This window comes from Xanthomonas sp. NCPPB 1132, from assembly GCF_056629235.1.
In genome coordinates, this window is record NZ_CM152819.1 from 4,189,815 (window position 1) to 4,214,341 (window position 24,527).

Consider the following 24,527-nt stretch of genomic DNA (forward strand, 5'->3'; position numbering starts at 1 on the left):
CCGCCGGCGCATCGCACAAACCTCCGCACCACCCCCGTCGGACCCCGCGTTCGATTCCATCCCCCGTTGATCCGAAGAAGAGGAAATCCGCATGAGCACCATCGACCTGAAAGGCCTGGTCCCCGCCCCGGTCACCCCGTTCACCCGCGACGGCGCCGTCGACTATCCCGCGATCAAGCGCATCGGCGCCTGGCTCGGCGGCATCGACGGGGTCAAGGGCCTGACCGTGCTCGGCCACGCCGGCGAAGGCACCTTCCTGGAACGCGACGAACAGGCCAAGGTGATCACCGCGTTCCGCGACGCCGTCGACGGCCGCATCCCGATCATCGCCGGCATCACCCTGGAAGGCACCCGCGTCGCCGCCGACGAAGCCAAGCGCGCGGTTGCCGCCGGCGCCTCCGCCGGCCTGATCTATCCGTCGCACGGCTGGTTGCGCTTCGGCTACCAGAAGGGCGCGCCGCAGGACCGCTACAAGGCCATCCACGAGGCCAGCGGACTGCCGATGATCCTGTTCCAGTACCCGGACGCGACCAAGGCCACCTACGACCTGGAGACGTTACTGGAGATCGCCGCGCTGCCCGGCGTGGTCGCGATGAAGAACGGCGTGCGCAACATGAAGCGCTGGGACACCGAGATCCCGGTGTTCCGCAAGGAGCGTCCCAACGTGCCGGTGCTGACCTGCCACGACGAGTATCTGCTGCACACCATGTTCGACGTGGATGGCGCATTGGTGGGCTACGGCTGCATCGCCCCGGAGCCGCTGCTGGAGATGATCGCCGCCGGCAAGGCCAAGGACTACGCCAAGGCGCGCGCACTGCACGACCGTTTGCTGCCGGTGACCAGGAGCGTCTATCACCGCGGCTCGCACATGGAAGGCTCGGTGGCGCTGAAGTGGGCGCTGGTCGCGCGCGGCCTGCTCGACCACGCCACGGTGCGTTCGCCGTTGCTGCCGCTGGCCGAGGGTGCCGACAAGGAGATCGCCGCGGCGATGGCCGCCGCCGGCCTCGGCAAGGTGGGCTGACCCGCACGGGTTGCCTCCAGCTCGATGGGCCGCGCAGTTGCGCGGCCCATCCGCTGCGGCGATGGCGTGCGCCTCGGCGCCGCGCAACGCGTCCCGGTCTGCCCTCGCGTTTCTTTGCCGGCCCCCCCACAGGTCTGCACACAGGCGTGCCCGTCGCCGACGGACGCGACGCCGTGCTGCGGCTCCACGACCGGAAGGTGTCTTCCCTTCGCGCACTGCCGCGTCGCCGCGCACCCACCGCGCACGTCCGGCGAGTGCTTCGTCTCGTCCGTGGAGCGTCCCATGTCCCGTTCTCTTTCCTGCGTCTCGTTGCTTGCGGCCGCCGCCCTGCCGGCCTCCGCCATTGCCGCCGACACCGCGCAATGGCTCGACGACCTCGGCATCGCCCCACGCCTGGTCTGGTCCAACGACTACGCGCGCAACGTCGACGGCGGCCTGTCGCGCGGCGACCGTAATGCCGGCGGCGTGGTCGCCGGCGCCGACCTGGATCTGCAACGCCTGTTCGGCATCCCCGGCGCCACGCTGCACGCCACCGGCGCCTGGTACTACGGCGACAGCCTGTCGCAGCGGCAGATCGGCAACGGCGTCAAGGTACAAGGCTACTGGTACCCGCAGCAGCAGGCACAACTGGCGCAACTGACCTGGGAACAGAGCTTCGCCGACGGGCGCTGGCAACTGGTCGCCGGGCGCATGAACACCACCTGGCAATTCGCGCGCAGCCGCTACGGCTGCCGCTTCGTCAGCGCCTCGGATTGCCCGTTCCAGCTGAGCCAGGCCGATGGCGGCTTCGTCGGCTTTCCCTACGTGAACTGGGGCGCGAAGCTGCGCTACAAGCCAGAGGCCACCTATGTCTCGGTGGGCGCGTTCGAACTGAACCCGCAGCGCAAGAACAACCACGGCCTGGACTGGAGCACCGCCGACAGCACCGGCGTGCTGGGCACGCTCGAGGTCGGCTACGAACCCGATCCCGCACTGGGCAAGGGTGCGCCGCGCTACCTCGCCGGCCTCTGGTACAACTCGGCCGACTACAGCGACCTGCGCTACAACCAGGCCGGCGGCTTGCGCGGGCTGGTCGGCGGCCCCGCGCGCCTGTACGACGGCGGGCGCTGGGGCGCCTACGCGCTCGGCGAACACGCGCTGTACCGGCCGCAGGGCATGGCAAGCAAGCGCATGCTGGTCGCCTTCGGCAACATCGCCGCACCGTTCGACAAGCACCAGGTCTACGACCTGCAGGTCACCGCCGGCCTGTACTACAGCGGCCCGCTCGCGGCGCGGCCCGGCGACGGCATGGGCGCGATCGCGCACTACTACCGCTTCAGTGCGGACCAGCAGGGCTACATGAACGACGTGCTGCGCAAGCGCGGCGCCGCCGCGGACATCGCGCGCAACGAACTCATGTTCGAACTCAACTACAGCTACCGCATCGCGCAGACGCCACTGTTCCTGGTGCCGAACGTGCAGTACATCGTCCATCCCGACATCCTGGGCAACCCTGCGGCGCGCCGTGCGCCGGACAACGCGCTGGTGATCGGCTTGCGGGTGATGCTCAACATGGGAGGGCTGGGCACGCCGAAGTGAGGCCGCACTGGCACCGGCCGGGGACCGATATCGCGGCAGCCGAGGCAGGCGCGCACGCACGCTTGCGCCGCTGGCGGTTAACCTTCCCTCCCCTTGCGTCATCCGGATCGCGCCTCAATGGCCAACCCCTACTACCGCGGCCCCGTCAGCGACCATTTCGACGGCGTACGCTTCTTCAACCCCGGCCAGCCCACCATCGACAACGCGCTGAGCAAGGTCCTGCGCTGGAAAGCGGCCAGGGGCGCGGTGCGCTGGCCCACGCAGGTCGCCGTGACGCCGGCCGTGCCTGTGCCGCGGCACGACGGCCTGCGCATCACCATGGTCGGGCACGCCACGCTGCTGATCCAGGCCGCCGGCCTCAACCTGCTCACCGACCCGGTGTGGTCGCGGCGGGCCAGCCCTTCGCAGATCGCCGGCCCCAAGCGGGTGACGGCACCGGGTATCCGTTTCGCGGACCTGCCGCCCATCGATGCGGTGCTGCTGAGCCACAACCACTACGACCACTTCGACCTGGCGACCCTGCGCATGCTGCACGATGCGCACAACCCCTTGTTCGTGATGCCGCTGGGCAACGACGTCCTGCTGCGCAAGCGCGTGCCCGATGCGCGCATCGCCACCGGCGACTGGCACGACCGGCTGCCGATCGGCGGGGGCGCGACGGCGACGCTGACCCGCGCCAACCATTGGTCCAGCCGCGGCATCGCCGACCGCAGGATGGCGCTGTGGTCCGGCTTCTTCATCGAGACCGCGCGGGGATCGGTGTGGTTCGCGGGAGATACCGGCTACGGCGATGGCGCCATCTTCCGCGAGATCCGCGACCTACACGGTGCACCCGACGTGGCGTTGATTCCGATCGGCGCCTACGCGCCGCGCTGGTTCATGGCGCCGCAGCACATCGACCCGACCGAAGCGGTGCGGATCTTCCGCGACACCGGCGCGCGGCGTGCGCTCGGCATCCACTGGGGCACCTTCCAGCTCACCGACGAAGGCCGTGATGAGCCGCGCGAAGCGCTGGCCTCCGCACTGCATCTAGCCGGCATCGCCGCCTCCGACTTCGTTGCCGCCGAGCCGGGGCAGGCGTTCGACTTCGCCGATTTGGCGCCATAACCTTTGCGCGCGCTCGATCAACCTGCGCACGGCGTACAGCGGCAGACATCGTCCACCCGACATGCTCGGCAATGACATCGCGGGCCGGGCGCCCAACGACGCGCCGGTCATCTGCTTGCGGGTCATGCGCAACATGAGCGCTGCGCACGCGCCGATGTACAGCGTGCTGGCTACGATGGACGGGGTCTCCCGAGCGCCGGTTGTCTGATTGTCTGGGAGCCACCCTGTAGGAGTGGCTTCAGCCGCGACGGGCATGATCGGGAACGCCCGTCGCGGCTGAAGCCGCTCCTACGAGAGATGCTTTCCGTGGGCCAGACGAAGCGGCGAACCGTCGCGGTCCGCGCAATTCGCCCTCGCGACGCCGAGAGCGCGCAGATGTAGCCAGCTACACTCGCGCTCCCCCGCCCAACAGAACTCCGTCATGCACGACCTCAGCCCGCTGCCTTCCATCGCCCTCGGCCGCTACCGCCACTTCAAGGGCGGCGAATACGAGGTGCTAGGCGTGGTCCGCAGCAGCGAGACGCTGGAACCGCTGGTGCTGTACCGGCCGCTGTACGGCGAAGGCGAGTTGTGGGTGCGGCCGTATCCGATGTTCGTCGAGCAGGTGGAGGTGGACGGCGTGCACCGCCCGCGCTTCGCACCGATCGACACGGACGCCTGACCGGGATGCAGGCAATGGCCGCAGCCACGCCTGCCGCCACGCGCTACCGCTTGGATGCGCTGTCCACGTCGCTCTTGGTGGCGGCGTGATCCTGCGCCGGGCGGTTGCGGTTCTTCTTGGCGCGGGTCACCAGGTACAGCATCGCGGCGATGAGCAGGACGAACAGTCCGGCGACCCATGGCATCAGCGTGGTGTCCATTCGACACTCCAATTCGGTTGCACAGCGGTCACCAGACCACAGACGCAGTGAAGGACTTGGGTAGTGCGTACGCGACGTCCACACCACGCGCGTCGCGTGCGCACGACAACCGGATGTGCCGGTCGATCCTGACCGGTCCGATTGGTGCCCCTTGCTGCAGCCTTCGCGACACCGCCGGCAGCACCCAATTGCACCCCATCGCACTCACACGCCTCGGCGTCTGCGCTGTCGTGGCTGCACGCCTCTCGGCGGCGTTTGCGGCGAATAGGCAAAGCCACCCGCACCACACGCCTTGAAGGTGCAACGGGGTGCCGGCGGCGAACTTCCAGAGCGCCCGGCCATCCAGCACAAACCCAACCAAGCGCATTGACATACGTTGTGTACGCAAATAACGTACAACTCGTATGTGAATGAGATTCCCCCATGCACCAGCGCCGCAGCCGCCGCGAGATGATCGAGACCACCCGCGCCAGCCTGCTGGCCGCGGCCCGGCAGGCGTTCGCCACACACGGCTTCGCGCATACCTCGATGGACGTGTTGACCGCCGAGGCCGGCTTCACCCGCGGCGCGCTGTATCACCACTTCGGCAGCAAGGACGGCCTGCTCATCGCGGTCATCGAGCAGATCGAGGCCGAAGTCGGCCTGCGCCTGCAGGCGGTGTCCGACGCGGCGCCCACGCCGTGGGACGGCTTCCGCCGCCGCTGCCGCACCTACCTGGAACTGGCGCTGGAACCGGAGATCCGCCGGATCATCCTGCAGGACGCGCGCGCGGTGTTCGGCGACGTGCCGCCTGCGGCACAGTCGGTAGGTATCGCCGCGCTGCAGGACGCGCTGGACGCGTTGATCGCCGCCGGCACGGTGGCGCCACTGCATGCCGGGGTGATGGCCCGCATGCTCTACGGCGCGATCACCGAGGCGGCGTTCTGGATCGCCGAGCCGGACGCCGACCTGCATGCACGGCTGGCCGATGCGCTCCACGCGCTGGACCGGTTGCTCGACAGCCTGCGCGCCCGCTGAGCGCGCAACGCCCTACCTCGCCCCGTACCGGACCACGCACATGCACTGGCGCAACACCGCACAGCGCTTCGGCACCCTCGCCAAGCTGTTCCACTGGACCACCGCGACTGCCTTCATCGGCGCGTATGCGCTGGTGTACTACGTCATCTGGTTCATGGACGACAGCTCCGACGCCTCGCTGCCGGTGCTCAACATCCACTGGGTGCTGGGCCTGCTGGTGGGATTGCTGGTGCTGCCGCGGCTGCTGTGGCGCTGGCTGGACGTGCAACCGGACGATCCGCCGGGCTCGGCGCTGGAGCACCGCCTCGCGCACCTGGCGCACTGGGGCCTGTATGCGCTGCTGATCGTGATGCCGTTGACCGGCTACATCGGCACCGGCGCGCCGACCGATGTCGGCCTGTTCCGCATTCCCGGCTTCAACGAGACCGCGCTGTTCGCCTGGATCAGCCGCACCTGGCACCTCAGCTGGGAGGCGTTCGAAGCGCCGATCGACGTGGTCCACCACTTCATCGGCAAATGGATCGCGTGGGTGGTGGTGCTGCTGCACGTGGCCGCCGCACTGTTCCATCACTCGGTACGGCGCGACGGTGTCCTGACCCGCATGTTGCCGGGGCGCGCGGCGCGCGTATCCGGCGACGCACCCTCAGCCTGAGGCCACGCGCCTAGCGCGGCGCAGCCTCCGCCGACGCCAGCGGCCAGCGCACCTCGAACCGCGTCCCGCTGCCGGCCGGCAGGCACAGCGCGTCGCCGCCATGCGCCACGGCGATGGCCTTGACCACCGCCAGGCCCAGGCCGCTGCCGCCGCTCTTGCGCGAGCGCGAGGGATCGCCGCGGCGGAACGCATCGAACACGCGCGCAGCGATCTCCGGCGCGATGCCGGGGCCGCTGTCTTCCACGAACAGCACGCACTGGCCCGCGTCGGCCTGCACGCCCACCCGCAGCGGGCCCGGCTCGGCGTAGTGCTGCGCGTTCTCCAGCAACGCCATCAATGCCTGGCGGATGCGCACCGCGTCGCACAGCACCGGCGTGCGCAGCGTCAGCGCGGGTTCCAGCAGCAGCCCGCGCGCGGCCAGGCTGGCGTCGAACGCATGCAGTACCGCCGCCACTTCCTGGACCAGATCGGTCGGCGCCGGCTGCAACTCCAGGTGGCCGCTGTCGGTCAGGCTCAGCACGCGCAGGTCCTCGATCAGCCGGTTCAGGCCTTCCACCTGCCGCAGCAGGCTCTCGAACGCCGCCACGTCCGGCGCGAACACGCCTTCGGCCAGGCCCTGCAGGCGCCCGCGCAGGATCGTCACCGGCGTGCGCAGCTCGTGGGCGACGGCGGCATTCCAGAACGCGCGTTCGCGGGTCATCGCCTGCAGGCGATCGGCCATGGCGTTGAAGTCGCGCACCAGCTGCGCGGTCTCGCCCAGCGCATGCGCGTCCATGCTCGCGCGCGCACTCAAATTGCCCTGGGCCACTTCGCGCAGGCTGTGCGCCACCGAATTCAACGGCGTGAGGATGCGCCGCGACAGCCGCACCGCCACCGCCACCGCGATCGCCACCGCCAATGCCGCGGTGGCGCCGATCCACAGCATCTCCACGCGCGACGGTACCCAGGTGTCGGAGATGCTGTCCGGCTTGTACGCCGCTGCCAGGGCATAGAACACGTAGGAGCCGACCACCGACAGCAGGATGATCCACAGCGCCAGCGCACCCAGCGACAGGATCACCTGGCGGCGCAGGCCGGGGGCACGATTCACGCGCCGGTTCCGAACCGGTAGCCGACGCCGCGCACGCTGGCCGGCGTGCCCTGCACGCCCAGCGCCTCCAGCTTCTTGCGCAGCTTGCTGATGTGGCTGTCGATGGTGCGCTCCTGGGTGTCGCCTTCCGGCAGGCAGGCGTCGAGCAATTCGGCGCGGCTGAACACCCGCTTCGGCGCGCGCATCAGCCGCACCAGCAGCTTGAACTCGGTGAGCGTGAGGTCCAGCGCGTGCCGCTGCTCGCCCACGCGCACGCTGGCTGCGTGCTGGTCGAGATCGACATGGAAGACGCCCACGCGCAGGCTGCGCGCCTCCTCGGTGCCGTTGCCACGGATGCGCCGCAGCACCGCCTGCACCCGCGCCACCACCTCGGCCGGATTGAACGGCTTGACCACGTAGTCGTCGGCGCCCAGGCGCAGGCCCATCAGCTTGTCGATGTCCTGGTCCAGCGCGGTGAGCATGATCACCGGCGTCTCGCCGCGGTGGCGCAGTTCGGCCAGCACCTTCCAGCCGTCTGCCGCCGGCAGTTGCACGTCCAGCAGGATCAGGTCCGGGTCCAGCGCCAGGTGCAGGTCCAGCGCGGCGCGGCCATCGGCGGCGTGGGCGCTGCGCAACCCGCTGCGCGCCAGGTAGGCGCTGAGGATCTCGGCGATCTCGCTCTCGTCTTCGGCGATCAGGACCAGCGGCGCGGACGCGGGCACGGCGGCGCCCGGAGAGGAAACGGACATGGTGGCAGCGAAGGCGCGTCGGCCCGAACGGGCGGATCTCCATCATATCTCCACATCGCATCGAACGCCGCGCAACCCGCGGCCGCGACCATGCGCGGCTTTGGCGTCCGCCGCATCCGCGGCGGCAGCGACGAGGCACGAAGTATGGGCATGCAGCAACACGGACGGACTCTGGGCATCGGTGGGGCGCTGGCGTTGGTCCTTGCCGGCTGCGGTGGCGGCACGCAACCGCCTCCGGCGGCCGCGCCGGTGCAGGTCACCGCGGTGACCCTGCAGCCGGGGTCGATGACGGTGAGCGTGGATCTGCCCGGACGCGTGGCCGCGGTGCGCAGCGCGCAGATCCGCCCGCAGGTCGGCGGCATCGTGCAGCGCCGCTTCTTCGAGCAGGGCGCCGACGTGCGCCGTGGCGATGCGCTGTTCCAGATCAATCCGGCGCCGTTCAAGGCCGAGATGGACACGGCGGCGGCCGCGCTGCACCGCGCCCAGGCCGCGCAGGTGCTGGCCGATGTGCAGCACGCCCGCCTGCAGCGACTGCTGGAATCCAGCATGGTCAGCCGGCAGATGTACGACGATGCCGCCTCGCAGCGCGCGCAGGCCGCCGCGGCGGTGGCCGAAGCGCAGGCGACGCTGGCGCGGCGGCGCCTGGATCTGGCCTTTGCCACGGTCGATGCGCCGATCGCCGGCCGCATCGACCAGGCACTGCTCACCGAGGGCGCGCTGGTCTCGCCCAGCGACAGCGCGCCAATGGCGGTGATCCAGCAGATCGACCAGGTCTACGTCGACGTGCGCCAGTCCGCCGCCGACCAGGACCCGCTGGACCCGGCCGCGCGCGCGCAGGCCGCCGCCGGCGACGGCCTGCCGGCGCAGATCCTCGACCGCAACGGCACTCCCTCGGGGCTGAGCGGGCGCGTGCTGTTTTCCGGCATCAACGTCGATGCCGCCACCGGCGACGTGCTGCTGCGCATCCTCGTCGACAACCCGCAGCGGCGGCTGCTGCCGGGCATGTACGTGCGCGCAAGAGTGCCGCGCGCCCACTACGCGCAGGCGCTGCGCGTGCCGCAGCAGGCGGTCACCCATGTCGGCAGGCGCGCGCAGGTGTGGGTGCTGGACGCCGACGCGCGCGTGCGCAGCGCAACGGTGCAACTGGGCGAGCTGGTGCAGGGACACTACCGCGTCGTCGCCGGCCTGCAGGCCGGGCAGCGGGTGGTGGTCGAGGGCATCGACCGGCTCAGCGCCGGTGCACGAGTGCATGCACGCGCGTGGCAGCCGCCGGCGGTCGCGACCGCGGGCACGGACTGAGCCGGGGACGCCGCCATGCCGCAGTTCTTCATCGAACGCCCGGTCTTCGCCTGGGTGATCGCGCTGTTCATCGTGCTGTTCGGCACCCTGGCCATCGGCCAGTTGCCGGTGGCGCGCTATCCGTCGGTGGCGCCGCCGTCGGTATCGCTGATGGCCGTCTACCCCGGCGCCACGCCACAGACGCTCAACGACTCGGTGGTGAGCCTGATCGAGCGCGAACTGTCCGGGGTCAAGAACCTGCTTTACTTCGAGTCCTCGGTGGACAGCGCCGGCAGCGCGCAGATCACCGCCACCTTCAAGCCCGGCACCGACCCGGAGCTGGCGCAGGTGGACGTGCAGAACCGGCTCAAGGCGGTGGAGCCGCGGCTGCCGCAGGCGGTGCGGCAGAACGGCCTGCAGGTGGAGTCGGCTGCCTCCGGCTTCCTGATGCTGGTCGGCCTGACCTCGCCCGACGGCCGCTACGACGAAGTGGCGCTGAACGACTACCTGGCCCGCAACATCGTGCAGGAGCTGCGGCGCATCGACGGCGTCGGCCGCGTGCAGCTGTTCGGCGCCGAGCAGGCGATGCGCGTGTGGGTGGATCCGGACAAGCTGATCGCCTACGGCCTGACCATGACCGAGCTGGCGCAGGCGATCGAGCAGCAGAACGCGCAGATCGCCCCCGGCCGCCTCGGCGACGAGCCGGCCGTGCGCGGGCAACGCCTGACCGTGCCGCTGACCGTGGCCGGGCAACTGACCACGCCCGCGCAGTTCGCCGCCATCGTGCTGCGCGCCGACAGCGGCGGCGCACGGGTGACCCTGGGCGACGTGGCGCGGGTGGAACTGGGCGCGCAGTCCTACGGCTTTTCCAACCGCGAGAACGGCGCGGCCGCCACCAGCGCGGCGATCCAGCTCTCGCCCGGCGCCAACGCGCTGCGCACCGCGCAGGCGGTGAAGGCGCGACTGGCGGAACTGGCCGCGAGCATGCCGGCCGGCATGGCCTACTCGATCCCGTTCGACACCGCCCCATTCGTCAAGCTGTCCATCCAGCAGGTGCTCAAGACCCTGCTCGAGGCGATGGTGCTGGTGTTCCTGGTGATGTACGTGTTCCTGCAGAACGTGCGCTACACGCTGATCCCGGCGATCGTCGCGCCGATCGCGCTGCTCGGCACCTTCGCGGTGATGCTGCTGGCTGGTTTCTCGATCAACGTGCTGACCATGTTCGGCATGGTGCTGGCGATCGGCATCATCGTCGACGACGCCATCGTGGTGGTGGAGAACGTCGAGCGGATCATGGCCAGCGAAGGCCTGCCGCCGCGGCAGGCGACGACCAAGGCGATGCGCGAGATCACCGGTGCGGTGGTCGGCATCACCCTGGTACTGACCGCGGTGTTCATCCCCATGGCCTTCGCCAGCGGCTCGGTGGGCGTGATCTACCAGCAGTTCACCCTGGCGATGGCGGTGTCGATCCTGTTCTCGGCATTCTTGGCACTGACTCTGACGCCTGCGCTGTGCGCCACCCTGCTGCGCCCGGTCGCGCCCGGCCACCACGCCAAGCGCGGTGTCTTTGGCGCGTTCAACCGTGGCTTCGAACGCCTGGCAGGTGGCTACGCCGCGCGCGTGACCTGGCTGCTGCGCCGCGGCGGGCGGGTGATGGCGGTGTTCGCGGCACTGTGCGTGGCACTGGTTCTGGCGATGCGCGTGCTGCCCTCGGCGTTCCTGCCGGAAGAGGACCAGGGCTACTTCATGACCTCGATCCAGTTGCCCACCGGCGCCACCAGCGAGCGCACCCTCGACGTGGTCAAGGCGTTCGAGCGGCACGTCGCCACCCGCCCGGCGCTGGCCTCCAACCTGGTGATCCTGGGTTTCAGCTTCTCCGGCTCCGGCACGAACGCGGCGATGGCCTTCACCATGCTCAAGGACTGGAACGAGCGCGACGGCGCCAGCGCGCGCGACGAAGCCGAGCGCGCGCAGCAGGCGATGGCGACCCTGCCCGAAGGCACGGTGATGAGCCTGCTTCCGCCGGCCATCGACGAGCTCGGCACCTCCTCCGGCTTCACCGTGTACCTGCAGGACCGCGGCAACCGCGGCGAGGCGGCGCTGATGGCCGCACAGGCGCAATTGCTGGAGCTGGCCGCGCGCAGCGACGTGGTCAGCGATGTCTATGCGGACGGCCTGCCGCCGGGCAAGAGCATCCACCTGGAGATCGACCGCCAACAGGCCGAGGCCATGGGCCTGTCGTTCGCCGCGGTCAGCAACACGCTGTCGGCGGCGATGGGCTCGCTCTACGTCAACGACTTCCCCAACGCCGGGCGCATGCAGCAGGTGATCCTGCAGGCCGACGCCGCGTCGCGCATGCAACTGGACGACGTGCTGGACCTGCGCGTGCGCAGCGACGGCGGCGGCATGGTGCCGCTGCGCGAAGTGGTGCGCGCCAGTTGGACCGACGCCCCGCAACAGTTGATGCGCTTCCAGGGCTTCCCGGCCGTGCGTATCGCCGGCGGCGCCGCGCCCGGTGTGTCCAGCGGCGCGGCCATGGCCGAGATGGAACGGCTGGCTGCGCAACTGCCGCCGGGTTTCGCCGTGGCCTGGACCGGGCAATCGCTGCAGGAGCGGCAGTCGGCGGCGCAGGCACCGCTGCTGATGCTGCTGTCGGCGCTGGTGGTGTTCCTGGTGCTGGCGGCGCTGTACGAAAGCTGGTCGATCCCGCTGTCGGTGATGCTGGTGGTGCCGTTGGGCCTGCTCGGCGCGGTGGCCGCGGTGATGCTACGCGGCCTGCCCAACGACGTGTTCTTCAAGGTCGGGCTGATCACCATCATCGGCCTGTCGGCGAAGAACGCCATCCTCATCGTCGAATTCGCGCGGCAACTGCACCGAGACGGCCAGGGCCTGGTGGAGGCCGCGACCAACGCCGCGCGCCTGCGCCTGCGCCCGATCCTGATGACCTCGCTGGCCTTTGCCCTGGGCGTGGTGCCGCTGATGCTGGCCAGCGGCGCCAGCGCCGAGACCCAGCACGCCATCGGCACCGGCGTGTTCGGCGGCATGGTCAGCGGCACCGTGCTGGCGATCTTCTTCGTGCCGGCGTTCTTCGTCTGCGTGGTGGGGCTGCAAGAGCGCGTGGCGCGCTGGCGTGCACGGCGTGGCGGCGGTGCGTCGGCCGAGAACTAGACCGGCATGCCCATGCGTCGAGCCAACGCGCCGGCGCTGCCGCCCCTCTCCGTAGGAGCGGCTTCAGCCGCGACGCGACCAAGCACGACACGGAGATCGTCCCCCAGCGTTGCGCAGCATCGCGCGCACCCGCACCACCCTACCGATCGCCGTCCTCACCCCACCCGGCACAACGGCACTTCCCCAGGCCGCAAGGTCAGCACCCGCACGCCGCTGGCGGTCACCGCGACGGTGTGCTCGAACTGCGCCGAGAGCTTGCCGTCGCGCGTGTACACCGGCCATTGCTCCGGCTGCGAGCGGATCGCTGCGCGCCCCTGGTTGAGCATCGGCTCGATGGTGAACACCATGCCCTCGCGCAACTCCAGGCCGGTGCCGGCATGGCCGTAATGCAGGATCTGCGGTTCCTCGTGCATGGCGCGGCCGATGCCGTGGCCGCAATACTCCTTGACCACGGTGTAGCCGTGCGCACGCGCATGCCGCGCAATGGCGTGGCCGATGTCGCCCAGCCGCGCGCCGGGACGCACCGCGGCGATGCCTTTCCACATCGCCTGGTACGCGGCCTGCACCAGGCGCCGCGCCGGATAGGCCACCTCGCCCACCAGGTAAGTGGTACTGGAGTCGGCGATATAGCCGTGCTTCTCCAGGGTGATGTCCAGATTGACGATCTGCCCGTTGCGCAGCACAGCGTCGGCCGACGGCACACCGTGGCAGACCACATCGTCGATGGACGCATTGAGCACGAACGGGAACCCGTAGTGGCCCTTGCTCGCCGGCCGCGCACCCAGCTCGTCCACGATCATCCGCTCTACGAGGTCGTTGAGTTCCAGCGTGCTGCGGCCCAGCAGCGACATCCCGTCCAGCCGCGCGAACACCTGCGCCAACAGGCGCCCGGACTCGGCCAGCCGCGCCAGCTCGTCCGGCTGCTTGATCACGTCCGCCCCGGTGTCACCGCCTGCGGCCGCACCCCCGCCGCACGCAGTTCGCGCGCCACGATGTCCTGGAACGACAGCTCCGGGTTCATCTCGCACAGCATGCCGACCTTGATCCAGAAATTGGCCTGCGCATTGATCGACCGGCTGGTCACCGTGCAGGCGCGGCGCAGCTGGTCGTGCAGGTCGTCATCGATGTTGACGATGCCCATGGTGGCTCACGACGTCGCGAATGTATATGAATCGTATATGATTCATATACGCACAGCAAGCCACCCATTTGTTGTTCCGCGCAGGACATCATCAGAGCAGCCGCCTCCTCAGGAGCGGCTTCAGCCGCGACGAGGCATCACCGGTCACCCGTCGCGGCTGAAGCCGTTCCTACGGCCGAGGATCGTTGCCACCGATGGGAGGGTCTTGCGTCGGCGATCGCATGCAACCCGCACCGTTCGCCCAGGTTCGCCAATCTCAGGACATGAGACGCCGCCGCCGCATGCTCGCGCGCTTCCCGCTGCTGCCATGGCCACCTCTTCGCGGCAGGACGCGGTTTGCGCACACGCGCTGACGCGTCATCACCGCGGCCGCGTCGGCCTGTCCTGGGCCAGGCCATGCATGTCGCCGCACCGCACACGCAGCGCGACCTGCCCATGGCGGGCGACCGATCAGCACTGCCGCGGGAATTCCTTCATCGATGGATCGCAGCATGTTCAAGGCACGTATCGGCGACCTGTTCGCCAGCCACGCCCAGGTCTACGCGAATGCGGTCAATTGCGCCGGCATCATGGGCAAAGGCATCGCGCAGGAATTCAAGCGGCGCTACCCGGCCATGTTCGAAGACTACGCAGCGCGCTGCCGGGAAGGCCGCATGCGCATCGGCGAACCCTATCTCTACCAGGATGCCAGCGGCCTGCGCATTCTCAACTTCCCCACCAAGCGCCATTGGCGCTCGCCGTCGCGGCTGCAGGACATCGCGGCGGGCCTCGACTACCTCGCCGCGCATCTGCGCGAATGGGACGTGCGCAGCCTCGCCCTGCCGCCGCTGGGCTGCGGCAATGGCGGCCTGGCCTGGAGCGAGGTGGGTCCGCTGATCTACCGCAGACTCGCGCACCTGCCGGTCGAGATCGAGGTCTATGCGCCGTACGGCACGCCGCTGGCGCAGCTCGAGCCCGCCTTCCTGTCGCAGCCTGCGCATGGGTCGGCCGAGGGCACCGGCGCGCGGGTCGCGCCCCAGCCCGGCTGGATCGCGATCATGGAAGTGCTGCGGCGGCTGCAGGCCCGATCGGAGGCGCGGCCGATCGGGCGTACGCTGTTCCAGACGCTCTGCTGGGCCATGACCGAACTCGGCGTGCCGACCGGGCTGGCATTCGGCAATGCCGGCCGTGGGCCGCGCCAGGGCGATGTCCGGTCCATCCTGACCGACCTGGCCAACCGCAACTGGCTGCAGGAGCAGCCGCAGGGGCGGACGATGGCGCTGCACGCCTCACCCCAGTACCTCCGGGAGCACGCCCGGTTCGCAGCGGCGTACGCGCCCTACGATGCCGAGATCGCCAAGTCAGTGGAGCTGTTCGCGCGGATCAGGAACACCGACCACGCCGAGGACCTCATGACGGTGTTCCAGGCCGCACGCCGCCTCCAGTTGGCGCATCCCGGGCAGTCGTGCGACGCCGAGCAGCTGCTTGCCCATCTGCGTGACACGCAGGCGATCGAGCCATCGGAACACGCGCAACAGGCGGCGGCAGCGGCGATCGACATGCTGCTGGTGCTTGACTGGATTCGCTTGCGCTGAGCGCCTCGCTGCCAAGGCGTGTTACGACGCACTTGGTCTAGTGGACGTGCGGCTGTAGATATCTGCTCTTCCTTTCCTCAATCCGGCTGCGCGGCTAGACCACCCACATACCGCACCGCGCCGACAAGGCCGGCGCCTACACCGAGGCGGCATCGCGTACAGACGACGCCACCCATATACCGATGGGCGGCGTCGTGCGATCGGTCAGAAACGCACGCGCCACACGCTGTTGCCGACGTCGTCGGCGATCAGCAGTGCGCCGTCCTTGTCCTGCGCCAGGCCGACCGGGGCGCCGAACAGCTGCGACTCGTCCTGCGAGTGGAAGCCGCTGACCACGGTCTGCGGTGGGCCGACCGGCCGGCCCTGCTGGAACGGCACGTACACCACCTGGTAGCCGCTGAGCGGCGAGCGGTTCCAGCTGCCGTGCTCGGCCACGAACGCACCTTCGCGGTACTTTGCCGGCAGCGTATCGCCGCGGGAGAACCACAGGCCGAGCGCGGCCACATGCGAGCCCAGCGCGTAGTCCGGCTTGATCGCCTTGGCCACCAGGTCCGGGCGCTGGTCCTTGACCCGCACATCCACGTTCTGTCCGTAGTAGCTGTACGGCCAGCCGTAGAAGCCGCCGTCCTGCACCGAGGTCAGGTAGTCGGGCACCAGGTCGGCGCCGATCTCGTCGCGCTCGTTGGCGATCGCCCACAGCTTGCCGGTGCGCGGCTCCCACTGCAGTCCGGTCGGATTGCGGATGCCCGAAGCGAAGATGCGGCTGCTGGCCGAGGCCACGTCCACTTCCAGGACGGCCGCGCGGCGGTACTCCACATCCAGCCCGTTCTCGCCGATGTTGCTGTTGGAGCCCACGCCGACGTACAGCTTGCGTCCGTCGGGGCTGGCCAGCAATGCCTTGGTCCAATGGTGCTCGATCGTGCCGGGGAGATCGGCGAACAGCGTGCCGGGTGCGGTGATCTCGGTCTGGCCGGCGACGTAGGGGAACTTCATGATGTTGTCGGTGTTGGCGACGTACAGCGTATCGCCGATCAACTGCACCCCGAACGGCGAGTGCAGCCCCTTCAGGAACGCATGCTGCTCCCACCTACCGTCCGCGGTTCTGCGCAGCAGGGTGATGCGGTCGCCGCCCTTGGCACTCTTGCCGGAGCGGCTCTGCACCAGCCCCGCGATCAGTTGCTTGGGCGTGGTGACCGGCTCCATCCCCGGCGAATTGGCCTCCACCACCAGCACGTCGTCGTTGGGCAGCACGTACAGCTGGCGCGGATGTTGCAGGCCGCCAGCGATCTTCTCGATCTTCAGGCCCGCTGCCACGGTGGGCGCCTGCCCCTCCTTCCAGCCCACACCCTCGGGAACCTGCATCGGCGGCAGCAGGAAGTTGCGCGGCTGCGGCAGCGGCGGCGCGTTGCCCGCCTGCTGGGTGGGCTCGAGCGCGGCCTTGCCGCCGCAGGCAGCCAGGGCCATGGCGCAACTCAGCGCGAAAACGGACAGGCTCAGGCGCTTAGCCATGGACGTAACCCTCGCGCGGCGTGGTGCGGATGGCGATGAGCACATGCCCGATCGCCAACAGCGCGACCGTGACGATCGAAAGCCAGAGCCCGGCCGGGACCACCGCATACGCGTCGCGGCTGTGCACGAAGGAATTGAAGATGGCCGCGACGATGGCGAACAGGTTCAGCCAGAAGTCGAGCCGTTCCACCGGCAGCACCGAGCGCCGCGCGGTGATCCAGACCTGCACCAGGTTGATCAGGCGCGGCACGATGGCGATGACCAGCCCGATCGCGATCAGCCAGGCCGCCGCCTTGGTCCACAGGATCACGCCGCTGCGGGCATAGACGATGTCGAAGATCAGCGCGGCGACGAAGCAGCCGAACGGAATCGGATTGAGCAGGCCGTAGAAGGCGTTGGCCACCACGGAACGGCGCGGTGCAGTCTGCAGATGCATGAGACGGCTCTCGACGAAAGGAAGAAGGGGGCGAAGCGCTCGCTCAGCACGAACCCGCGGGACGCGCCGCTGTGAGGGTGCGACCCACTATCTGCCCGGCCCTGTCTAGAGGGCGTCGCGATGGCACTGCGCGCGCCGAGTGCCATCGCGCATCGTCGCGGCGGGCGCAGCCGCGTTCGCCGCGCTAGGTGCGCGTGCGCGCGATCGGCGCGCCGCTGCTCTCGCGCACCGACAGGTGTACCGGCACGATCGTCCTGCGCGGCGGTACGGCCGCGTCCAGCCGCTCCAGCACCAGCTGCGCCGCCTGGCGGCCACGGGCACGTGGATGCGCGGCGAGCGTGGTCAGCGCGGGCGTGCTCACCGCAGCCTCCGGGATGTCGTCGAAGCCGGTGATCGCGAAGTCCTTGCCCGGACGGATGCCGCGCGCGAGCAGGCCCAGCATCAGGCCCAGCGCAACCGTGTCGTTGTAGCAGACCGCTGCCGTGGGCGGTGCGTCGTGGGCGAACAGTTCGCCGTGGCGCGCGGCCGCTTCCAGGCGATTGGGCGCGGACTCGATCAGCCAGGCCGGGGCGACCGGCAGCCTGGCCTGCCGCATCGCCTGCGCGTGGCCGGCGCGACGCTGCCGGCAGGAACTGGAATCGGCATGGCCGCCGTAGAAGGCGATGCGGCGGTGGCCGAGCGCGATCAGGTGCTCGGTGGCCAGTTGCGCGCCGCGCTGGTTGTCCAGGCCGAGGAAGCCCCAGTCGTCGGCGCCGGCAAGTTCGCGATTGAACAGCAGCACGTTCGCGCGTGCATCCAGCACCGTGTGCAGTTCGGCGGCGTCGCTGCCCTCGGCCGGCGACAGGATCACGCCGGCCGGGGTGTGTTCCATCAGCGAGGCCAGTACGGCCTGCTGCCGTGCGGGCGATTCGCCGGTGCTGCCGAGCAGGGTCACGTAGCCCTGCTCGCCCAGCGCCTCGTCCACGCCGGCGGCGAACTCGGCGAAGAACGGATTGGCCAGGTCGTTGATGACCAGGGCCACGCAGGTCGAAGTGCGCCGGCGCAGATTGGCGGCGCCGCGGTTGTAGACATAGCGCTGCCGCTTCAGCTCCGCTTCCACCCGCGCACGGGTGTCGGCATGCACCAGCGGACTGCCGCGCAGCACCAGCGACACGGTCGCGCGCGAGACACCGACCGCATCGGCGATATCGGTGACGGTCACCACCCGCTGGCGGTCGCGTGCGGCGGCGGCCGGTGCGGTCTTCGTGGCCTTGTTCGCCTTGTCCGCACGCTCCGCCGCAGCCGGCGCCGCCCGGCGCGGCGCGACCTTGGCCGCCTTGGCCGGCGTGGAGCCTGCGGATCCGGCACGGGATGGACGCTTCTGGCGCATCGGATCGATTCCTTTCGGACGAGACGCGCAGCCTAAACCATCGGCTGCGCGTCGCTGCCGCGCGACGGCATGGGCTCAGCGCCAGCCCAGGCTGGCGGTGGCGGTGGCCGGCGCCGCGCACGGCGACACCGGCAAGTCCTGCGGCTGCGTGCCCCAGCCCTGCGGCTGCGGCGCGCCGCGCAGGTCGAAGCGCAGGCGGCCGCCCTGGCGCAACTGCGCCCAGTCCAGCCACACCGGCGCGTGCGCGCGGCCATCCAGCGACACGCCACCGACGTAGCGCAGCTTGCCGTCGCCGGCCTGCGGCGCATCGATGCGCAGCGTGCGGCCCGGCCCCACGTCCAGTTCGATGCGCGAGAAGCGCGGCGCGTGCAGCAGGAACTGCCCGGTGCCGGGCACCGCCGGGTACAGGCCCATCACGCTGAACAGATACCACGCCGACATCGTGCCCAGGTCGTCGTTGCCGGTGACGCCGTTGGGCGCATTGGTGAACAACGTCTGCGCCGCATGCAGCACGGTGCTGGTCTTCCACGGCTGGCCGATCAGCGTGTACATCCACGGCGCATGCAGGTCCGGCTCGTTGTTGGGGTTGTAGCGGAACTGGCTGTAGTAGCTGTACGGCCCCATCACCCATTCCTTGCGCGCGGCGCCGGCCGGGTCGGCCAGCAGCGCGTCGTAGGCGAAGAAGGTATCCAGGCGCCGCGCGGTCTGCTCCGGCCCGTGCATCGCCTCCACCAGGCCCGGCACGTCCTGCTGCACCAGCCACTGGTACTGCCAGGCCGTGCCCTCGTGGAAGCCGTGTTGCGAACGCGGATCGTAATGCCCATCCGGCGGCGTGTACCACGCCCCATCCTCGGTGCGCGGCCGCGGGAAGCCGGTGAAGCCGGTCTGCGTATCGCGCACCGACGGATCCCAGATCGAACGCCAGTTGCGCCCGCGGCGGTTCAGCACCGCCGCGTCCTCGGCATGCCCCAGCGCACCGGCCATCGTCGACAGCGCGCAGTCGGCCAATGCGTACTCCAGCGTGGCCGAGCCGCCGTGGTGCGGGTCGACATCCATGCCCTTGGACGGGAACGCGCGGTCGTACTCCACGAAACCCTGGGCCAAGTAATTGGCATTGCCGGAACGCCCGGCGTGGCGCGAGTTCAACGGCGGCATCTCGAACGCATTGCGGCGCAGTGCAGTGTAGGCTTCGGCCTCGCGCCCCTGCAGCGCGCCGAAGCGCCAAAGATCGACCAGGAACGGCGTGACCGGATCGCCGGTCATCACATTGGTCTCGAAGTTGGCATAGCCCCAGCGCGGCAGCCATCCACCTTGTGCATTGATCGCCAGGATCGAGCGGCCGATGTCGGCGGCGCGCTGCGGCCGCAGCAACGCCAGCAACTGGTTCTGCGCACGATAGGTGTCCCACAGCGAGAAGAACTCGTGGTAGGTCCAGCCGTCGGCGTGGTGGATGCCGTCGTCGTAGCCGCGGTAACGGCCATCGGCGTCGCTGCCGGTCAGCGGCTGCAGCAGCGCGTGGTACAGCGCGGTGTAGAACACCACGCGGTCGTCGCCGCTGGCGCCCTGCACGCGCACGCTGGTCAGTTCCTTGTCCCAGGCCTGCTGCGCGCGGGCGCGCATCGCATCGAAGCCGAGCAGGCGGCCGTTGGCCATGCCTTCGCTGCGCAGGTTGTTGCGCGCGCCCTCGGCATCCACGTGCGAGATCGCCGAGATGGCGGTGACCGCGCGGCCCTTGCTCAGGTCGAAGGTGAGCCACGCGCCGCTGGGCTTGCCCTCGCCCTCCATGCCATGGCGCGAGCCCGGCACGCCGCCGGCCTCGCCCCAGGTGCCGAAGGCCTTGAATGGGCGATCGAACTCCAGGCGGAACCAGGTGGTGTACTGGTGGCCGCCGCAGAAGCTCTGCGTCACCAGCTTGCCTTCCACGACGCGGTCGCCGACCACGGTCAGGGTGCTGCCGGTGACCGTGTGGCGGGCGTTGGCCTGGCCGATGTTGACCAGCACGTGGCCCTCGCCCGAGGTGCTGAAGGTGTAGCGCTCGGCCGCGGCGCGGGTCAGCGCGGTGGCTTCGGCGTCGATGCCGCCGTAATCGGTCAGCCGCACCTTGTAGTAGCCGGCCTGGCCGCGCTCGCCGTCGTGCTGGTAGCGCGCGCCATAGCGGGTGTGGTCGAACGCCTTCGGGTCGCCCGTATCGAAATCGCCGCCGGGACCGATACGCCCGGTCACCGGCAGCACCGAGACCTGGCCGCCCTGCTCCCAGCAGCCAGCACCGGACAGGAAGGAATGGCCGAAGCCGCGGATCTGCGGATCGTCGTAGCGCCAGCCGGCGTAGTGCGCGCCGATCGGGCTGACCTGGATCATCCCGAACGGGGCGGACGCACCGGGGAAGGTGTTGCCGTCGTCCTTGCTGCCGATGAAGGTGTTGACCTCGGCACTGAGCCGCGGCGCGGCGGCCAGTGCCGGCGTCACCAGCAACAAGGACAGGGCGAGCGTGCGCAGCAGGGAAGGCAACGGGGAACACGTCATGCGATGGATCCTGTGGTGATCGACCGCGACCGGCGCGACGGCGCGGTCGTGGACGGCGAAAACGGTGGCCCGGCCGTCGCCGGACCGTCGCGCCCATGCCGTCCGCCGCGCGGCAGGCATGGGCACGACACGCGCTAGCTTAGAACTTGTAGGTCAGCCCCAGGTACGCCAGCCGCCCGGCGTAACCGCCGGTGTAGAAGCGCGCCCGGGTGTCGTCGCCCAGGTGCTGGCGCGACTCCTGCTTGGTCAGGTTGAGCACCGACGCGGTGAGGCTGAGCGCCGGGGTGATGTTGTACGCCGCGTTCAGATCGATCTGGTAGTACGGCTCCTCGTACACGTTCAAGCCGTTGACCAGGCCCTGCACCAGTTCGCCGCGACGGTTGTACGAGGCGCGCAGCAGCAGCCGGTCGGTTTCGTAGAACACGGTGAGGTTGGTCTGGTTCTTGGCGCTGCCCGGCATCGAGGTCTTGCCGACCTCGGTGCCATCCTCCAGCCGCACCGCGGCCTTGCTGGCATCGTTGTAGGTGTAGTTGAACTGCACGCCGAGGCCGGAGGGCAACGTGTGCTGCGCGTACAGCTCCACGCCCTGCGAGACCGCGTCCTGGCCGCCGGCCTTGGTGCTGTAGTTCTGCACCGTGACCGTCTGGCCGTTGATCAGCATGTTGACGTCGCTGATCACATCGACCGAGAAGTTCTCCACGTTCTTGCGGAACAGCCCCACGCCCGCCACCGAGCCCGGCTGGAAGTACCACTCCAGCCCGAGGTCGAACTGGTTGGCCTTGTACGGCTCCAGCTTCTTGTTGCTGCCCGAGCCGTACCAGCCCTGCTCGCTGGCGCCGCCGGTCAGGCGTCGGTCGGCCACGTATTCCGGGCTGTAGTACTCCAGGCTGCCGGGCGCGGCGATGGCGTTGTAGCTGGGCCGCGCGATCACCTTCGACGCTGCCGCGCGCAGCAGCAGGTTCTCGGTCAGGTCGTAGGCCAGGTTGAAGCTCGGCAGCACGTCGGTGTACTTGCGGTCCAGCGCACTGACCACGAACGACTCGGTGCGCTGTTCGGTGTCGGACAGCCGCCAGTAGCCTTCGGTACCGCAGTAGGTATCGGCCGGCGCGCCCGCAGGCATGGCCGCGCCCTGCTGGCAGGCCAGCGGGTTGCCGTCGGCACCATCGAAGAAATAATCGTTGTAGGCGGTCACCTTGTCGGTGGAATCGGCATGCTGGCCGGTGCGTGCCACGCGCACGCCGACGTTGCCGCGCAGGCGCTCGGTGTGGAAGTTGAGCTGCAGGTAGGTCGAATAGATCTTCTCGTCGACGTTGTAGACGAAGTTGTCTTCGTTACGCGTCTGCATCGCGCCGTAGGTCTGGTTCAAGTAGCCGATGTAGCCGGGGAAGTTGATCGCCGGGAACGCGCTGGACTTCACCCCGCCGGCCAGGTTGTCCAGCGGGAACAGCAGGTCCGGCGAGAACTGCGTGGCCAGCGCGTTGCAGCGCCCGTTCCAGTAGCGGTTGTTGTAGTCGCTCGGGTCGGTGCCCGGGCACACCCAGTAGTTGTTGCCGGTGTTGCGGTGGATGCCGCCGTCGCGGCGCTTGAGGCCGAACTGCAGCGAGTCGAAGAACTCGCCGTCCATGTGCCAGGTGGTATCGATCTGCGCGTACTGCTGCTGGTTGGTGTTGCGGGTCCAGGACGAACCGGTCGAACCCAGGTCAACCTGCAGGATGCCGTCGCGCAGGTTCTGCATCAGCTCCGGCGAGAAGGTCATGGTCGGCGTGCCGGCCAGGTCCCAGGCGCTGGCGAAGTTGCCGTTGGTCCAACTGCCGTCGGCGTTCTGGCGGCGTGGTTTGATCGGCAGCGAGAACTGCAGTTCCGGTCCGCCCTTGGCCCAGGTGCGGCCGGCCTTGAACGACACGTCCACCTTCTCGCCGCGCCACTCGCCGCCCAGGTCCACCGTCTGCGACAGCGACTTTTCGATGTTGTAGCTGCCGGTGATCTGCGGCGTGGGCACCGTGCAGTCGTCCGAGCCCCAACCGCCCGGCGGCAGGCCGGGGGCGGCGGCCTGCGCCTCGCTGCAGTAGTAGGCCTTGCCCGGATGCAGGCTGTAGTTGGCGCCGGTGACGATGGTGCCGCTGGGATCGAACTGCAGCCCGTCGAGCAGGCGGCCGCCGCGCCAGTTGCCGTCGCCGTAGTAGCGCGCGATGTTCCACTCGGGGATCTTGACCGTATTGGTCTGCGAGTTCTGCGACAGGTCGAAACGGAAGTAGTTCGCGGTCAGGGTCAGGTCGTCGGTGGGCTTGAACTGGAAGGTCAGCTGGCCGCCCTTGCGCTCACGCTCCTCCTGCTTGACGTCCAGGCTGACCGCCGTGGGCATCATGAAGCGGGTGTAGTACTTGCCGTTCTGGTCCCAGAAGCCGGTGCCGCCCCACCAGTTGGCGTTGAAGTCCGACGGATTGCCGTTGACGTCGACCGCCGGGCCGCCTTCGTCGCGGCCGTACCACTGCCAGCTCTCGGTACTGGCGTTGAGCGTGCGCGCGGTGCGCTTCTGCTGCGTGTAGCCGACGAACACGCCGAAGCGGTTGTCCTGGTCGTGCCACGAGTACGAGCCGGAGAACTGGCCGTCGGTCTTCTTGCTGCTGTCCGACCACACGCCCTCGGCAGAGAGGAAGCCGGAATTGGGCTCCAGCTCCAGCGGGCGCCGCGTCTGCAGGATCACGGTCCCGCCGATGCCACCTTCGTCGATGCGCGCTTCCGGCGTCTTGTACAGCTCGGCGCTGCCCAGCAGGTTCGACGGCAGCAGCGTGTAGTTGAACGAGCGCGTCGGGTCGCCGTTGGATTCGGCGGTGGCGATGTAGTTGCCGTTCAATTCGGTCAGCACCAGCTCCGAGGACAGGCCGCGCACGCTGACGTTCTTGCCCTCACCACCGTCGCGGGTGATGACCACGCCGGGCACACGCTGCAGCGCATCGGCCACGTTCTTGTCGGGGAACTTGCCCACGTCCTCGGCGGTGATCACATCGACCACGGCGTTGGCGTTGCGCTTCTGCTCCAGGCTCTTCTCGATCGCGTAGCGGTAGCCGGTGACCGTCACCGCGTCCAGGTCGGTGGCCTTGACCTCGGCCTGCCCCTTGGGGACCGGCGTGCCGTCGGCCTGCTGGGCGAACGCGGTGGTGGGCGCGGCGCTGGCGAGCAGCGCGATGGCGATACCCGCAGACAAGGCGCTGCGGTGGCGTGCATAGGGCTTGCAATTCATGTCAATCATCCTCTCCCAAAGATTGATCGGCTTGCGGCGCGCATGGGTGTCGCTCGATCCAGACCGAGCGAACATGCGTGCATCGTTGTAATGAAGACATCCGGCGCCATCGCGGCATGCCGGTCGTGCGGTCCCTCCCCTCGCGACGATCCCGTTTAATTGGATCGTTCTAATCCGTTGGAAAACTAAGTATCACAGCGCCTCGCGCAGCGCATGCTGCCGCGCAACAGCGCTA

At 69.3% G+C, this 24,527-nt stretch carries 19 protein-coding genes; 9 read left to right on the forward strand and 10 right to left on the reverse strand.

Annotated elements, in window-relative coordinates; genetic code table 11:
- The first annotated feature begins 91 nt into the window (after window positions 1-91).
- From AC1G9L_RS18120 to AC1G9L_RS18135, 4 genes are all read left to right on the forward strand, one after another.
- Window positions 92-1,021 (forward strand): dihydrodipicolinate synthase family protein, encoded by a 930-nt coding sequence (locus AC1G9L_RS18120; RefSeq protein WP_019799497.1) that lies wholly within the window; start codon window positions 92-94, stop codon window positions 1,019-1,021.
- 282 nt (window positions 1,022-1,303) lie between these two features.
- A complete protein-coding gene (locus tag AC1G9L_RS18125) occupies window positions 1,304-2,599 on the forward strand; it encodes a carbohydrate porin (RefSeq protein ID WP_481069634.1) in 1,296 nt (431 codons plus the stop codon).
- 117 nt (window positions 2,600-2,716) lie between these two features.
- On the forward strand, window positions 2,717-3,706 hold the full coding sequence (locus AC1G9L_RS18130) for an MBL fold metallo-hydrolase (protein WP_019799499.1): 990 nt from the start codon (window positions 2,717-2,719) through the stop codon (window positions 3,704-3,706).
- Between the two features lie 421 nt (window positions 3,707-4,127).
- A complete protein-coding gene (locus tag AC1G9L_RS18135) occupies window positions 4,128-4,367 on the forward strand; it encodes a DUF1653 domain-containing protein (RefSeq protein WP_019799501.1) in 240 nt (79 codons plus the stop codon).
- Window positions 4,368-4,410: 43 nt separating this feature from the next.
- Here the strand turns inward: AC1G9L_RS18135 and AC1G9L_RS18140 are convergent, their stop codons facing one another.
- Window positions 4,411-4,566, reverse strand: coding sequence for a hypothetical protein (locus AC1G9L_RS18140; protein WP_019796750.1), 156 nt, complete (start codon window positions 4,564-4,566; stop codon window positions 4,411-4,413).
- A 423-nt stretch (window positions 4,567-4,989) separates the two neighbouring features.
- On the opposite strand from AC1G9L_RS18140, the gene AC1G9L_RS18145 reads away from it, so the two are divergent.
- Both AC1G9L_RS18145 and AC1G9L_RS18150 read left to right on the forward strand, forming a co-directional pair.
- On the forward strand, window positions 4,990-5,583 hold the full coding sequence (locus AC1G9L_RS18145; protein ID WP_019799503.1) for a TetR family transcriptional regulator: 594 nt from the start codon (window positions 4,990-4,992) through the stop codon (window positions 5,581-5,583).
- Between the two features lie 40 nt (window positions 5,584-5,623).
- On the forward strand, window positions 5,624-6,235 hold the full coding sequence (locus tag AC1G9L_RS18150) for a cytochrome b/b6 domain-containing protein (RefSeq protein ID WP_019799504.1): 612 nt from the start codon (window positions 5,624-5,626) through the stop codon (window positions 6,233-6,235).
- A gap of 10 nt (window positions 6,236-6,245) precedes the next feature.
- On the opposite strand, the gene AC1G9L_RS18155 is transcribed toward AC1G9L_RS18150, so the two are convergent.
- Together AC1G9L_RS18155 and AC1G9L_RS18160 are read right to left on the reverse strand one after the other, a co-directional pair.
- Window positions 6,246-7,325, reverse strand: coding sequence for an ATP-binding protein (locus tag AC1G9L_RS18155; protein ID WP_481069635.1), 1,080 nt, complete (start codon window positions 7,323-7,325; stop codon window positions 6,246-6,248).
- Complete coding sequence (locus AC1G9L_RS18160; RefSeq protein ID WP_481069636.1) at window positions 7,322-8,053, reverse strand: response regulator; 732 nt, start codon at window positions 8,051-8,053, stop codon at window positions 7,322-7,324. Before AC1G9L_RS18160 ends, AC1G9L_RS18155 begins: the two co-directional genes overlap by 4 nt.
- 150 nt (window positions 8,054-8,203) lie before the next feature.
- On the opposite strand from AC1G9L_RS18160, the gene AC1G9L_RS18165 reads away from it, so the two are divergent.
- Together AC1G9L_RS18165 and AC1G9L_RS18170 are read left to right on the forward strand one after the other, a co-directional pair.
- Window positions 8,204-9,352: an efflux RND transporter periplasmic adaptor subunit gene (locus AC1G9L_RS18165; protein ID WP_481069637.1), complete on the forward strand. Its 1,149-nt coding sequence runs from the start codon at window positions 8,204-8,206 to the stop codon at window positions 9,350-9,352.
- A 15-nt stretch (window positions 9,353-9,367) separates the two neighbouring features.
- Complete coding sequence (locus tag AC1G9L_RS18170) at window positions 9,368-12,499, forward strand: multidrug efflux RND transporter permease subunit (RefSeq protein ID WP_481069638.1); 3,132 nt, start codon at window positions 9,368-9,370, stop codon at window positions 12,497-12,499.
- A 155-nt stretch (window positions 12,500-12,654) separates the two neighbouring features.
- On the opposite strand, the gene map is transcribed toward AC1G9L_RS18170, so the two are convergent.
- Window positions 12,655-13,431, reverse strand: a complete 777-nt coding sequence (gene map, locus AC1G9L_RS18175) for a type I methionyl aminopeptidase (protein ID WP_019799069.1) — start codon at window positions 13,429-13,431, stop codon at window positions 12,655-12,657.
- Window positions 13,428-13,640 (reverse strand): ParD-like family protein, encoded by a 213-nt coding sequence (locus AC1G9L_RS18180; protein ID WP_010340731.1) that lies wholly within the window; start codon window positions 13,638-13,640, stop codon window positions 13,428-13,430. The genes map and AC1G9L_RS18180 overlap by 4 nt, the downstream gene beginning before the upstream one ends.
- Window positions 13,641-14,131: 491 nt before the next feature.
- Here AC1G9L_RS18180 and AC1G9L_RS18185 point away from each other — a divergent pair, with 491 nt between their 5' ends.
- Window positions 14,132-15,214 (forward strand): macro domain-containing protein, encoded by a 1,083-nt coding sequence (locus AC1G9L_RS18185; protein ID WP_481069639.1) that lies wholly within the window; start codon window positions 14,132-14,134, stop codon window positions 15,212-15,214.
- A 204-nt stretch (window positions 15,215-15,418) separates the two neighbouring features.
- Here AC1G9L_RS18185 and AC1G9L_RS18190 read toward each other — a convergent pair whose 3' ends face one another.
- The 5 genes from AC1G9L_RS18190 to AC1G9L_RS18210 form a co-directional block, all read right to left on the reverse strand.
- Window positions 15,419-16,723, reverse strand: coding sequence for a PQQ-dependent sugar dehydrogenase (locus tag AC1G9L_RS18190; protein WP_481069640.1), 1,305 nt, complete (start codon window positions 16,721-16,723; stop codon window positions 15,419-15,421).
- On the reverse strand, window positions 16,716-17,159 hold the full coding sequence (locus AC1G9L_RS18195) for a DUF2231 domain-containing protein (RefSeq protein WP_019799066.1): 444 nt from the start codon (window positions 17,157-17,159) through the stop codon (window positions 16,716-16,718). Before AC1G9L_RS18195 ends, AC1G9L_RS18190 begins: the two co-directional genes overlap by 8 nt.
- A gap of 184 nt (window positions 17,160-17,343) precedes the next feature.
- Window positions 17,344-18,528 (reverse strand): LacI family DNA-binding transcriptional regulator, encoded by a 1,185-nt coding sequence (locus AC1G9L_RS18200; RefSeq protein WP_481069641.1) that lies wholly within the window; start codon window positions 18,526-18,528, stop codon window positions 17,344-17,346.
- A 75-nt stretch (window positions 18,529-18,603) separates the two neighbouring features.
- Window positions 18,604-21,051 (reverse strand): GH92 family glycosyl hydrolase, encoded by a 2,448-nt coding sequence (locus tag AC1G9L_RS18205; protein ID WP_481069642.1) that lies wholly within the window; start codon window positions 21,049-21,051, stop codon window positions 18,604-18,606.
- Window positions 21,052-21,190: 139 nt separating this feature from the next.
- Window positions 21,191-24,292, reverse strand: a complete 3,102-nt coding sequence (locus tag AC1G9L_RS18210; RefSeq protein WP_019799043.1) for a TonB-dependent receptor — start codon at window positions 24,290-24,292, stop codon at window positions 21,191-21,193.
- Window positions 24,293-24,527: the final 235 nt, after the last annotated feature.